The following is a 13,588-nucleotide window of genomic DNA, read 5'->3' as shown; positions in this document are numbered from 1 at the left end:
TTCATCGGTGCTAGAAATAAGCTAGCGCTGCTGCACTGCAAGGTCACGCGAAACGATGCTTTCTGACCCTCAGTTCAGCATTTCTGCCGGGATCGGCATCAGGCGAGGCACATGGGTCCACAGGATCGCTGCGCGGATAGTTCGGCCCGGGTATAGTCGAGCCAGGAGCTGGGCGTAAATACGCATCTGTCGACGGATCGCTGGCGCCATGTCGTCGACGCTCTCCGGCGGTGGCCGGTGGGTCTTGTAGTCGAGGACCAGGACCTCGTCATCGGTCACAAGAAGGCGATCGACCTGACCAGAGTAATGTTTGCCATCAACAATACCCTGCAGCGCCACTTCGGCACGCGCCGCCGTCGCAAAGATTGCTGCGAATCGCTCATCAGCCAGAATAGTCATGACTTCGTCAATGAGTGCCGTCTGTGCCGCGGCTGGCAGATCTCCGGCCCGATGAGCCACAATTCGCGCAGCGGTGTCTCGGCGCAAATCCGGCCCGATGCCTGGCAGAATTTCCAGCAGGAGGTGGATCAGCAATCCCCGCTCCTGCGGCGTCAGACGGCCCGTCTCCCGCAGGCGCGGCGGCAATATGGGGCCCTCATCCTCACCTTCCGTGACTGATGGAAACTGCACGGTTCGCTCAACCTCGTCGGGCACAGGCTGAAACATCCAATCCGGTACAGGCACGAACTTGAGAGGCTCAGCCGTTTTCTGATCCGCCAAGGTGGCAGGCATACCAGCCTCCATCACCAGTGCGTCACCATCACCCCATGCGCGCCGCTGCACACGGTCTTCCATGCGATGGAATGCTTTCAGGGACAGGGCGTACCACGAGGCGGTATGCGGATCTTCCTTCAGCATGGCATCCTGCTGCTCGGCAACGGTCTTCGCGCCTTTTCGGCCCACACCGCAAATATAGAGCCTTTCCTCAGCACGCGTCGCTGCCACATAGAAACGACGCCGATATTCCTCGAGCTCCCTCTGCTTGGCCAGATCGAGGGCGCGGCCCAGCGGACCGTCATCATCCTCTCCCGACCGTGGCCGAAGGACGGGAAAGCCGCGCCGTGGGCGGGGACGCTCATCATCGCTGGCTAGCGCAATCATCTTGTCCCTGACGATATGCCCACCGGTCGGCTTGTGTCCTGCATCCGCCAGAAACACGATCGGCGCCTCCAGCCCCTTGGCGCCATGGACCGTCATGAGGCGGACCGCATCCTGACTGGCTTCATTCTGTTTCTTGATATCGGCATCAAGGTTCTCGAGATAGGAGAGAAACAGCGGCAGGCTGCGTGGTTCCGACAGCTCGAACTGCAGCGCCTCGTTGAGCAGCTCATCAAGCGCTTCATTGGACGCCGCCCCCAGACGCTGTGAAAACCGGAACCAGCCGGTGGGCACACCCTGCTCAAGCAGGGTCGATAGAAACGCATACGGACCGAGGCGCGCACCCTGTTGTCGTGCCGTCCGAATTTCCGTGATTGCCAGTGCGGCCTTTTGACGAAGCGCTCCATCCTCATCCGCCGCCTGACGCAATCGAGACCATAACGGGACGTCGCCGCGACCGTAGGCCAGCGCGAACAGCTCATCTTCAGAAAAATCCCAAAGGGGAGAGGTCAACGCTTCGGCGAGGCTAAGACTATCATCCGTATTCACCGCGAATCGCAATAGGGCGAGGAGGTCGCGAACGGCCACGTCCTCCTTCAGCTTGATCCGGTCCGCGCCCGCCATGGGCACGTTCTGTCGGGCCAGCGCGCGGAGAATTTCGTAGAACTGGGCGCTACGCCGTTGGCACAGGATCAGCACATCACCCGGCACAATTGGCCGTCCCTTGCTGCTGAGCACGGTCTGCTCGTCCAGCCATTGGCGGATCTGGGATGCAATCTGATCTGCCAGCCGACGCACTGGGTCGCCCTTGCCGCGTTTGTTGACAGGGGCATCCCATGGGTCGCCGTCGTCATCGGTTTCGTGACCGATCAGGGGCCACAATTCTACCCGACCATATTGATCAGGCTTTGCGGATTTGTGCTCAATTGGCTTTTCACCGTGTACGCCACTTCTGTCCATATCCACGAAGAGCGCATCGACGAAATCGAGAACAATCTGGGATGACCTGAAGGACAGGAAAAGTTCAACGGCCTCAAACGCGAAGGGCGGCGGGATGGCGACTTTCGTCTCGGCAAGCTTGTCGTCAAACAGATCCGCATCCGCCCCCTGGAACGAATAGATCGACTGCTTTTTGTCGCCGACGACAAAGAGGGTGCGATTGCGGCCACGATCATCCTCACCGGAAAAGAATTCGCGGCGAAAAGCCTCAATGACCTTCCACTGGGGAAGCGCCGTATCCTGCGCTTCATCCAACAGGATGTGATCGATTCCCTCGTCCAACTTGTACATTACCCACGCGGCCTGCCCCTCATCACCGGAGAGGAGCGTGGCAGTCCGATCAATCAGATCCGCGAAATCCAGGGTACCGAGCGCCTGCTTCTGCCGTTCATATTCCGCATGCGCCCTGATGGCCACATCAAGGACCGCAGATGTCGCCTCGAATGCCGCCGCCGCACGCTCCCGCGATACCTGCTCCGACAGGAGATCAATCAGCGCCTGCGCGTTGTGAGCGTAGTCCGGTACGATGGCTGATGCTTCTTTCCCGGGCTGCCTTACCGCCGCCGGTGTTTTCCATCCGGCGTTGAGGAAGCCATCGGCCAGAGTCACAAAGGCTTGATCCGGCTCCACCTCAAAATCCGCGAGCGCTGAGCCAGCCGCTATGGCCTGCTTGCCCAGCTTTACCCACTTGGCCAGTTGCGACGCCTTGTTGTCGAGGTCCCGCAGGAAAGCACGATCGACAAGGCGCATTGTCTCCTCGCGCCATTCTGCAATCGATCCCCCGGCTGGCAGGCCGTGAATGGCGCGCAAATCAGCCAGGTAAGCTTGTCGCCCGCCGCTGTTGATCATTTCTTCGTGAACGGAAGACATCTGATCGATCAGTCCTGCGAGCACAGAATCCTGATCATCGGCCATGCGGAACCGGCGAACGAAATGCTCAAGTGCCGTATCACTGTCGATCAAGGCGCCCAGTGCCAGCTTGCGCATGATGCGCCCCCGCATCTCTGCCTGCTCACTGTCATCGATGACACGAAAGCCCGGCAGCAGGCCCGCCTCCAGCGGAAACCGCCGCAGCACGCTCTCGCAGAAGGCGTGGATGGTCTGTATTTTCAGACCGCCTGGCGTCTCCAGGGCCCGCGCAAAGAGTTGGCGGACCTGCAACAGGCGATCGGGTCCGGGCGCATGCTCTCCCAATTTCGCCAAGGCTTCCTTCAACGTCTCATCGTCTGCCAGTGCCCATTTTCCCAGATCGCGAAAGAGACGGATCTCCATTTCCGCGGCAGCGGCCTTCGTATAGGTGATACAGAGGATGCGCTCTGGCAACGCGCCTCCCTGCCCTTGCGGCCCACCATCCATCAGCAGTCGGATGACCCGCTGGGTCAGGACGTGCGTTTTGCCCGACCCGGCATTGGCCGACACCCAGGCGGACTGGGTGGGAGCAGACGCCCGCGCCTGTAATGCTGTGGTGGTAATGACATCGGGAAGTGTTGGATCAATCATCGTCACTCCCCTGCCCGGCCCATTCGCCGCGCCGCGCCAGGTGATCATAGTCACCATAGGCATTGGTGAAAAAGGATCTCGGTTGAGACAGATAGGCCTGATCTAAGTCGCGGTAGAAGGCCAGATGTTCTCTGAGACGGCGATCCGCGTCTGTGACGTGAACGTCTATCTCATCAGACCCAACCGTGTGCTTCCCATTGAACAGCGGCTCATCATCTGATCGCGCACTGAACATATTCAAAAATGCGATCTGTCCCGCGACTTGTGGGCCTGCTTTTTCAAACGCGCCGGCTGCCAGCATGAGGGCCGTCACGCTCAATTGCGGGCTGAATGTCGCCATCTGATCAATCGTGGGGCGCTTTTCGCTCGACTTGAAATCGACAATGCTGACCTTTCCGCCGTCAAAGGCGTCAACCCTGTCGACACGTCCCCTGATATGAAATGCGCTTCCATCATCCAGATGGAAGGACCATTTCCCTTCAGCTTCGATCAGGACAGGATCGCCATACTGGCGGCCCTGCTCCTCATACAGATGGACGAACTGACAGAAATTGGCGATATCCTCACCCCACAGAATTTGCAGCTCATCAGGGTAATAGCCCGACGAAAATTCCTCGCGGACGAGCGCGCGCGCGTAGGTGCGAAGGTCTGTCGGCAACTCACCTGCAGGCATTTCGCCGATGCGCTGCATAACATTGTGAAATGCGGTCCCCTTGTGTTTGGCACCGATGGGATCGTCGAGCCGGTCCCATGCCCGCAGACCGAGGATATGCTTTGCATAAATTGAATAGGGGTCGCGCAGCATCGTCTCGATATCTGAAATGCTGAGTTCGACCGGTCGTGCACTGACTGGCGGCTTTGGTTCAGGTGCGGATCGCGGCACAACTTCCGTCGCCATCTGCCGCGCGGCGAGCAGAGTGCGCAGGCGCGCAGACTGGTCGAGCGCCTTACGCATATCAGCCTTGTCGAGAAAACTTTCCAGCCGGACAAGCCACCGGGACGGGGTCGCAGGATCACGCCCCCTGCGGGCCGAACGAGTCAGAATGACGTGGGGGCTGGCCGCCGCCTGAGCGAAATCATGGGCCGCCCGGCCAATCTTCTGTTCTGGAGACGGTAGGCCGAGACGCTGGCGCATAGGCCGTGACAGAAAACTGTCCGTGGGCGCCGCATCAGGCCAGACGCCTTCGTTGAGGCCCGATACGATGATGGTGTCGGCGGTCTGCAGGCGTGCCTCCATCAAACCGTAGATGGCCAGTCGGGGATGGCCGCCCCGCTTTCTGACCACGCCACTACCCAACAGCGCCTCGAACAGCTCGTGATAAGAGCCGTTTACTCCACCCTCCGGAAGGAAGGACGACTGCAGCAGAGCGCCCAAATGCCGGGCAAGATGCTCCCCGTCCTCATACCGCCACAGTCGCTGCTCTCCCGGCTCGTCCGGCAGGCTGGCAGCGCGCTCGGCGATGCGGACATGGGTGGAAAGGCGGCCGGCCGTATCCGTCTGCTCACTGAACGTCCGGCAATGGTCAATCAACTCGTCCAGAAGGGCAAGCACGTCCGTTGGCGGGTCATCCTTTGCCGCCACAATAGCCTGCAATGCCGCCAGATCAGGCGCCTGTCGACGGCCACGCAAGCGGCGGTCCAGTTTCTGATTGATCGCCTGGACATCGGCGCGGTCACGCCCAAAGGAAGCCAATTCATGGGCCAGCATCGCGGTCAGCTTGACCGGACAGGCGGGATCATCAAGCCAGGCCGCGACGAGCCGCAGAAATGTCCCGCGATAGGTGCCGCCCGCTGGCACCCCCCCTGTATCATCGACGTCGATTGACCATGCCCGCAGCTTGGATGTGACGCGTCGGGCCAGCTGCCGATCGGGGGTAACCAGCATGACCGTGCGATCAGGCTGCTCAAGCGCCTCGCGAATCAGCAGACTGACAAAACCCGCTTCCTCATCCTCGGTCTGCGCCACCGCAAGGGAGAGCCCGCGGCAAGCCTCCGCCATGGCGCCATTCGCATTAAATTCCGTGAACCGTTGATACCAGTCGTCGGTGGCGGCAGCAGGCCGTAATGCAAGGGAAAGAAACGAGCGACGAGCCTTGGCAGACAGGTCGTCGTCCATCCCGGGCCAAGGATGGACCGCGGCGCGGTCATCAAAACCGAAATCGCGATCAAGACGCTCACGAAACAGCGCCTGCGGATGAGGTGGGTCAATCAGCGACCAGGCCCGCTCGTCCATTTCAAGATCAAGGCCTGGAAAAACAACGCAGCCGGACGGCATTTTGGCCACCGCCGCCATCAGCTTTCCGGTTGCTCGGACCGTCCCGAGTGAGCCCGCAACGATGATTGGATGCCCACTCTCATGCGCGACCAGGTTTTCTGTCAGCGCCTCCATGAGGACGCGCTGGCGTTCTGCGGGCTCCATCCAACCCTGCTCTTCCGTCAAAGCAGGCCAGAAGCGGCTGATGATCGACAGAAATTCGAGGGACTTTTCCCAGTGCGCGGCGGCGTTCTGAACGTGCTCTGGATGGTTCAGATCGTGGAGGGCGGAGAGAGGCACATCTTCCAGATGGAAACTGTCGAGCAGACCAGCAAGATCGTCGGCAGCCGTCAGACAGGCGGGCCAGTCCGCCTGCTGATTTGTCTGCCGGATTGTTCGCGCCAAAATAAGGCGGCGATCGGTCAGATCAGCTGCTGGAAGGAGGTCTGAAGCCTCCGCCGGCGGCATGCCGGAGAACAGGAGGTCTTCTTCCGTCACATCGCCCAGCGCGCGCAGGCGGGGCAAGATAACTGCGCCGCGACCGGCCGCGATGGACTTCTCGAAAAAGACGTCGGCAAGCCGACGAACTGCACGCCGATTGGGCAGGAAGATGGTCAGATCAGCAATTGCGTCAGGTTGATCCGCATACGCAGTCAAAATCGGCGCCGCCAGATCGGCCAGAAACGGTCGGCCCGCTGGGATGGTGTAAAGCGCGGGCGTCGGAGCCGTCAGGAAATCGAGGGCAGACCCCGTCACGGGGCGTCAGGGTGCAAATGACGCTCCGCTGCCTCAAAACCGGCCCGGTCCCCCACATGCATCCAACGCAGATCGTGTACCAGACCAAAAAGGCGCCCGCTGGCCATGGCCTTTTCCCAGAACACACGAGTTGATTTTGGCTCGGCCTTTTCATCTGCCCACAGACGAGGATGGATGATCTGCAGGCCCGAAAAGACATAGCGCGGGCCTTCGCCGTCCCAGGCCAGCCGTCCGCTGTGATCGACGACGAAGTCACCATTCCCCTGATAGCCGGAGGTCTGCTCCAATGGGACGAGCAACAGAAGGGCGTCCATTTCCCGGTCTTCCCAGACCGAACGCAGCGCGCCAACCGGGTCGTGTGACCCCGCTTCGATGATCGCATCTGTATTGGTACAGAAGACAGGGCCATCCCCCAGAAGCGGCGTGGCCCTGATTAGACCACCGCCCGTCTCCATCAGTTGGTCGCGCTCGTCAGAAATCGTGATTTCAGGATCGTGACGGTCCGCCAGATGCGCCTCGACGGCATCAGCCTTGTAGTGGACATTGACGACAGCGCGCTCGACATCGCCCTTTGCGAGAAGATCCAACGTCCAGTCGATCAACGCCTTGCCGCCCACCTTGACCAAAGGCTTCGGCAGATCACCGGAGACCTCGCGGAAACGTGTACCCAGCCCGGCGGCCAGAACCATCGCGGTATCCAACCGGCACGTGGTCATGAGATCACCTTTAGAAGGTCGGGCATATATTGCTCCGTCCACCGCCGGATCGGCGCAACAGGCGGACGGATCAGATCAATCTGATAGAGCTTCAGGACACGCGGCAGAAAGCTTGCGTATTTTGCCTTGCCATCGCGGTTGATGAGGCGCGCAAAGATGCCAAGAATCTTGGCGTTCCGCTGCGCAGCGAGGACGGCGTAATCGATGTCGTATTGGGCAGGATCCGGGACCGATGCCCGGTCGGTCTGGTACAGCGCATCAATGACCCCGGGCGCCACATCCCGCCGCGCGTCTTCAAGCAATGACACAGCGTCATACGCAGCGTGACCAACAAGGGCGTCCTGAAAGTCGATGATGGCCAGCCCGTCATCGTCAGCAACCAGAATGTTTTCAGCGTGGTAGTCTCGTAGCACAAGCGTCGTCGGCGGAGACAATTGCGAAAGCGTTTCCAGCCAGGCAGAATTCCAGTCTTCAAGCGCGCGGTCAGACAGGCTGACGCCGATATGGGGGGCAAACCACTCGGTCAGCAGGCCGGCCTCCGTCAGCAGGACCAGATTGTCATAGGTCAGGAGCGGCCAGTCGCCTGCAGCATCAGGTACACTGATTTTCCGGACAGCCCGCAACACATCCATGGCACCCGCATAGTGCCGTGCCTCATCCTCGGGAACCACCGCCGCTTTTGCCAGCAACAGGTCACCGAAATCTTCAAGGAGCGCAAAGCCGTTCACCGGATCGTCTGCCAGAACGTTCGGCGCCCTGACATCATGCTGGCGCAGCAATTTTGCGATGCCGGTGAAGGCATTGAGCCGCGGCCCCGCGAGACGCGCCATGGCGTTATAACCGAGCGCGCGGCGCGCGGCCTCATCGGCGTCGGGCGGGCAGCAGGCCGCCTCCGCCCCCGGCGGTGCGTCCATCAGCAATGCCGTCTCGTCACCGCGGCCAAGGCGAAAATAGCGGCGGGTCGATGCGTCGGCCGTCAGCGGGATAACCGACGCATCGGACCACCCGGCCTTCTCCAACAGCGCCTGGCGCGCAGCATCGCGTTCATTCATTACACTGCTCATTGTGTTGTCCAATCAATGCCATCCAGCCGTCGCGCCCAGTCCTCATCGCCAGACAGGTGCCAGACGCGCCCATCATGGCTGATTCCTTCGCCCGCGATGGACAGCCCGTGGGGCGGCAAATACCCTTCGCCATGTTCGGGCCATTCGACCAGCGCCGCGCCGGACTCTAGGGCATCGTCGATCCCCAGTTCCAACACCTCTGATGGATCCTCAATGCGATAGAGATCCGCATGCATGAGGGGAACCCGCCCCTCATAGGCCTGCACGAGGGTGAAAGTGGGGCTTGGCACCTCTACCGGGTGGCCCGCCAGCGCGCGGACCAGGCCCCGGGCCAGGACGGTTTTGCCCGTGCCCAACGGCGCCAGCAGGCACAGAAGGTCCCCGGGCCGGACGAGAGCGCCCAGGCGCCGTCCCAGCTCTTCGGTACGATCTTCAGTTCGACAGGCGATGGACAGAAGCGGTTTCACCACCGGACTATAGGCGGTTTAGCCGCGCCGCCCAATGGCTCAATCGCGCCCTGCCCCTTGTGAATTGTCCCCATAGCCGCGATATACGCGACCCTGAACGACGGCAAGCGCAGGGATTACAGTCTATATGGTCAAGGTCACCTATATCGAACATGACGGCGTTGAGCATTCCGTTGATGCCGAATCCGGCCTGACGGTCATGGAAGTCGCCATCAAGAACGGTGTGCCGGGCATCGATGCCGATTGCGGCGGGGCCTGCGCCTGCGCGACCTGCCACGTTTATGTGGATCCGGCCTTTTCCGAGAAAACTGGCGAGCCGACCGCGATGGAAGAATCCATGCTGGATTTTGCCTCAGAGCGCGAAGACACCTCGCGCCTGTCTTGCCAGATCACGATCAATGACGACCTCGACGGTCTGATCGTCCGCCTCCCCCAATTCCAGGGATAAGCCGCCGAACGGTTGACAGACGGGGCCCGATGTTCCCTATTTGTGCCAATGCTGCCCGATCCTTCCAGCCTTGCCGCCCTGCAGGCCCGTCCGGACGTGACCGAGATGGTCACGCGCGGGGTGTGCCGCATCCTCCTGAACGAGGGGTGCGCCGTCCTGACAGAATTTACGCTGGCCAATGGACGTCGGGCGGATGTCGTGGGCCTCTGTCCCAAGGGGATCATCACGATCGTCGAGGTGAAATCGTGCCGCGCCGATTTCGAAGTTGATGCCAAGTGGCAGGATTATCTGGATTATTGCGACCGGTTCTTTTTCGCGGTCGATGAGTGTTTCCCGCGCGAGATCCTGCCCGATGAAGAGGGGCTGATGATTGCGGATGGCTTTGGCGGCGCGACGCTTCGCCCGACGGTCGACCGCAAACTGGCCGCCGGACGGCGCAAGGCCGTGACATTGCGGTTTGCCCGACAGGCGGCCTTCGCCGCGACAGGCCGATGATACGTCGAAAAAATAGTCGAGAGAGCGCCGCGTCCCGCCCTTCTGAAACTAGAAGATTGTTTGTCTTCTCCCCCCTTGTCGTAGGCGAGAAAACGAAGACGCAAGCGCTCTCGAGGCGTCGCCTCGGAGAATGAGGGCAGGTTCATTCCCCCGACCATGCGGGCAGCGATACTTGGGCAATTCCGCCGCCGCAATGCCTATTATCACATTATTACGCAGGAAACTATAGTTGTGCGTCAGCGCGCTGCACTCGCCTCACGAGATTTTCTGACAGGTGCCGCAGCAGATCGCCATGGTTCTCATAGACCCGGGCGGCGCCGCATTCCGCCAACCGCTCATGGTGATCTTCAAGACAGTGTCCACCGCCGGTGAACCCCCAGACGGTGGCCCCGGCCGCAACGCCGGCTTCCACCCCATTGGGACTGTCCTCAATGACCAGACACTCTGTCGGGGAGACCCCCGCCCTTTCGGCGGAGTGCAGGAAGATATCTGGCGCAGGCTTGCCGTGAGACACATCGTCCGCCGAATAGACGTGATGGCCAAAATGAGGACGAAAGCCGTAGCGGTCGATTTTCGAATCCAGGAAAAACTGGCCCGATGACGAAGCAACAACAAGGGCCACGTCAAAGTCGCGGGCCAATGTGGCGACGATATCCAACGCGCCCGGCACCGCCTGCATCTCATCGCGCTTCGCCCGGCGCTGGTCGACGAAGCCCTCGAACAGCGCGTCGAACTCATCATCGGACGATGGCCGACCCAGGATCATGTCATATTCTGCGCGCATCTCCCCCGCAAAGCGGTCGGCGCGCATGCCGGTGAAACGCCGGATGACATCCCGGGCTGTCAGGGAAAAGCCGCGATCATTCAGAAAGCGGACAGAATCCTCAAGACCGACAATTTCGGAGTCCACAAGGACGCCGTCGCAATCGAAAAGAATGGCTTTGAAACTCATGCTCTCTAGCTAGGGCCGTTGGCCCTGGAGGAGAAGGGCGAAGAGGCGAAACATCGCCCCTTCTTACCCGGCCGCCTAGCGACGCTTCATGATCAGGCCGAGGATCGTCCCCAGAACACCGCCGCCAACGCCGCCTTCGAGCAGGTTCTGCACATACATCATCATGTCCGTGCCATTGGTGACGAGATCATTCATGCCCGCCTGCTCAGCACCGAAGCCGGCCGCAATGCCGCCAATGATACCGCCCAGCAGGCCACCACCGGCGCCGCCGCGCAGCAGTTTCGCAACGATCGGCCCGAGGACCGCCCCGCCGACACCGTTCAGGATCAGCGGCAAATATTCTTCCAACATCGTTTCATCCCTCAATGACGATGGGCTTGCCCACCCAACTTCAAGGGGACGACATTTTCAGAAGGCCGTCCAGTATGCGATGAAATGAATCCTGCCAATTTTGATCATATTTTTACATTTTTTTCAGTATTCTTTATGGCATAACGACGCGCTGCAGCAATTCATGACATTAAAAAGCGAAATACAGTTTTCTTATCGCTTTTACTGCCCTCTCTTCGGGCATGGTCAAAATGAAAAACCCGGCCAACTGGCCGGGTTTTTACTTGCATAACCGTCGTGAAGAACGATCAGCCGCCCATGCCCGCAAAATAGGCCAGCATCAAGAGCGCCACGATGTTGGTGATCTTGATCATCGGATTGACCGCAGGTCCCGCCGTATCCTTGTATGGATCGCCGACGGTGTCGCCCGTGACCGCCGCTTTGTGCGCCTCGGACCCTTTGCCACCATGATGGCCGTCTTCGATATACTTCTTGGCGTTGTCCCATGCGCCACCGCCAGCGGTCATCGACAGAGCCACAAAGAGCCCGGTGATGATGACGCCCATCAACATCGCCCCGAGGGCCGACAGGGCCGCATTCTTGCCGGCAATCGCGCCGCCTTCGTTGAACCCTGCGACGGAGACACCGATCACGATATAGAGGACTATCGGCCCCAGGATTGGCAGCAGGCTGGGTACGATCATTTCCTTGATCGCAGCGCCCGTGAGCAGGTTCACCGCGCGGGCATAGTCGGGCTTGGACGTCCCTTCCATAATACCCGGATCGGCCCGGAACTGCCGCCGGACTTCCTCCACAATCGCACCCGCTGCGCGGCCTACAGCCTGCATGGCCAGGGAGCCAAACAGGTACGGCAACAGCCCGCCCGCGAACAGACCGATGATGACGTATGGATTGGCGAGGCTGAAATCGACCGTCACATCCGCGAAGAACGGATAGGTTTCAGGGTTGCGTTTGAAGTAGGCGAGGTCCTGCGCATACGCCGCAAAGAGCACCAGCGCCCCAAGGCCTGCAGAACCGATGGCATAGCCCTTGGTTACCGCCTTGGTCGTGTTGCCAACGGCATCGAGCGCGTCCGTGGTTTCGCGCACGGAGGCATCCAGCTCGGCCATCTCGGCGATACCGCCCGCATTGTCGGTCACAGGCCCAAATGCATCAAGCGCGACAATCATACCAGCGAGGGCCAGCATGGTCGTCACGGCGATGGCGATCCCGTAGAGCCCCGCCAGACCATAGGTGACGCCGATCCCCACCATGATGATCAGCGCAGGCAGAGCGGTCGCCTCCATGGAGACGGCCAGCCCCTGGATCACATTGGTGCCATGGCCGGATTCCGATGCCTTTGCGACGGAGCGGACAGGGCGGTAGGCCGTGCCCGTATAATATTCCGTGACCCAGACGATACCGCCCGTGATGATCAGCCCCACAAGCCCACACCAGAACAGGTTCATGCCGGTGATGGCGCGGCCCTCGGAGGTTTCAAACACATCCCCCAGCCCGATCATCAGGGCCGTGACAATGAACAGGGCGACCACGGACAGCGCGCCCGTTACCAGCAGGCCCTTGTACAGCGCCCCCATCACATTCGTTGAGCCCTTGCCCAACTTGACGAAATACGTTCCCGCGATCGATGTGAGAATGCACGCCCCGGCAATCGCCAGCGGGTACGTCATGAACATGCGCACCGTGCCAAAGGCGCCATCCGGGTTGGCGGCGATCGCATAGGCGTCAGGGGCAAAGAGGATGGAGCCGAGCACCATCGTCGCAGCGATCGTCACCACATAGGTCTCGAACAGATCAGCTGCCATGCCAGCACAGTCGCCGACATTGTCACCCACATTGTCCGCAATGGTCGCGGCGTTGCGCGGGTCGTCCTCGGGAATACCCGCCTCGACCTTTCCCACCAGGTCACCACCGACATCGGCGCCCTTGGTGAAGATCCCCCCGCCCAGCCGGGCGAACACCGAGATCAGCGACGCCCCAAGGGACAAGGCCACAAGACCGTTGATCACGCGGCGGTCATCGACGTGCTCTGACACTGCGGAAAGAACGCCGAAATAGACAGCGAGACCCAGAAGCGCGAGGCCAGCCACCAGCATGCCGGTGACAGCGCCGGATTTGAAAGCCAGATCAAGGCCGTATTTCAGGCCCTGACGGGACGCCTCGGTCGTGCGCACATTGGCACGCACCGACACCAGCATGCCCACATAGCCAGCAAGGCCGGACAGAATAGCCCCAAGGGCAAAGCCCACGGGCGGCACCCAGTCGCGGAACAGGAATACCAGCAGAACGAGAACGACAACACCAACGATGGCGATCGTCGTGTACTGCTTGTTCAGATAGGCCTGCGCGCCTTCCTGAATGGCGGCGGCGATCTCCTGCATCCGGTCGTTTCCGGCCGGCGCCTTCATCACGGATTTGCCGGTGACATAGCCGTATCCCACGGCAATCAGGCCCGCCAGAACGACGAGCAATAATGTAATTGGCATCG

10 protein-coding genes are annotated in these 13,588 nt (G+C 60.7%); 2 read left to right on the top strand and 8 right to left on the bottom strand.

Going from position 1 to position 13,588, the window contains the following annotated elements; translation table 11 throughout:
• Positions 1-69 precede the first annotated feature (69 nt).
• From addA to tsaE, 5 genes are read right to left on the bottom strand one after another with little or no spacing between them, the layout of a single operon-like run.
• Positions 70-3,597, bottom strand: coding sequence for a double-strand break repair helicase AddA (gene addA, locus RUI03_RS00565; protein WP_317288330.1), 3,528 nt, complete (start codon positions 3,595-3,597; stop codon positions 70-72).
• Positions 3,590-6,607 carry a double-strand break repair protein AddB gene (gene addB / locus RUI03_RS00560; protein WP_317288329.1) on the bottom strand — a complete coding sequence of 1,006 codons (3,018 nt, stop codon included), beginning with the start codon at positions 6,605-6,607 and terminating at the stop codon, positions 3,590-3,592. The genes addA and addB overlap by 8 nt, the downstream gene beginning before the upstream one ends.
• On the bottom strand, positions 6,604-7,323 hold the full coding sequence (locus RUI03_RS00555) for a nucleotidyltransferase family protein (protein ID WP_317288328.1): 720 nt from the start codon (positions 7,321-7,323) through the stop codon (positions 6,604-6,606). The genes addB and RUI03_RS00555 overlap by 4 nt, the downstream gene beginning before the upstream one ends.
• The gene (locus RUI03_RS00550) at positions 7,320-8,387 is read right to left on the bottom strand and encodes an aminoglycoside phosphotransferase family protein (RefSeq protein WP_317288327.1); all 1,068 of its coding nucleotides are present in this window, start codon (positions 8,385-8,387) and stop codon (positions 7,320-7,322) included. Before RUI03_RS00550 ends, RUI03_RS00555 begins: the two co-directional genes overlap by 4 nt.
• Positions 8,384-8,854: a tRNA (adenosine(37)-N6)-threonylcarbamoyltransferase complex ATPase subunit type 1 TsaE gene (gene tsaE, locus RUI03_RS00545; protein ID WP_317288326.1), complete on the bottom strand. Its 471-nt coding sequence runs from the start codon at positions 8,852-8,854 to the stop codon at positions 8,384-8,386. Before tsaE ends, RUI03_RS00550 begins: the two co-directional genes overlap by 4 nt.
• Positions 8,855-8,981: 127 nt before the next feature.
• On the opposite strand from tsaE, the gene RUI03_RS00540 reads away from it, so the two are divergent.
• Together RUI03_RS00540 and RUI03_RS00535 are read left to right on the top strand one after the other, a co-directional pair.
• A complete protein-coding gene (locus RUI03_RS00540) occupies positions 8,982-9,302 on the top strand; it encodes a 2Fe-2S iron-sulfur cluster-binding protein (RefSeq protein WP_317288325.1) in 321 nt (106 codons plus the stop codon).
• A 48-nt stretch (positions 9,303-9,350) separates the two neighbouring features.
• Entirely contained in the window at positions 9,351-9,797 is a 447-nt protein-coding gene (locus tag RUI03_RS00535) for an MmcB family DNA repair protein (protein WP_317288324.1), read from the top strand.
• Positions 9,798-10,020: 223 nt separating this feature from the next.
• Here RUI03_RS00535 and RUI03_RS00530 read toward each other — a convergent pair whose 3' ends face one another.
• The 3 genes from RUI03_RS00530 to RUI03_RS00520 form a co-directional block, all read right to left on the bottom strand.
• The gene (locus RUI03_RS00530; protein WP_317288323.1) at positions 10,021-10,749 is read right to left on the bottom strand and encodes an HAD family phosphatase; all 729 of its coding nucleotides are present in this window, start codon (positions 10,747-10,749) and stop codon (positions 10,021-10,023) included.
• Between the two features lie 75 nt (positions 10,750-10,824).
• Complete coding sequence (locus tag RUI03_RS00525) at positions 10,825-11,100, bottom strand: hypothetical protein (RefSeq protein ID WP_317288322.1); 276 nt, start codon at positions 11,098-11,100, stop codon at positions 10,825-10,827.
• A 287-nt stretch (positions 11,101-11,387) separates the two neighbouring features.
• On the bottom strand, positions 11,388-13,586 hold the full coding sequence (locus tag RUI03_RS00520; protein WP_317288321.1) for a sodium-translocating pyrophosphatase: 2,199 nt from the start codon (positions 13,584-13,586) through the stop codon (positions 11,388-11,390).
• Between the last annotated feature and the right edge of the window lie 2 nt (positions 13,587-13,588).

The sequence above is a fragment of the Parvularcula sp. LCG005 genome (assembly GCF_032930845.1).
In the GTDB taxonomy this organism is placed as follows: domain Bacteria; phylum Pseudomonadota; class Alphaproteobacteria; order Caulobacterales; family Parvularculaceae; genus Parvularcula.
This window is presented reverse-complemented; position numbering and strand designations above follow the sequence as displayed.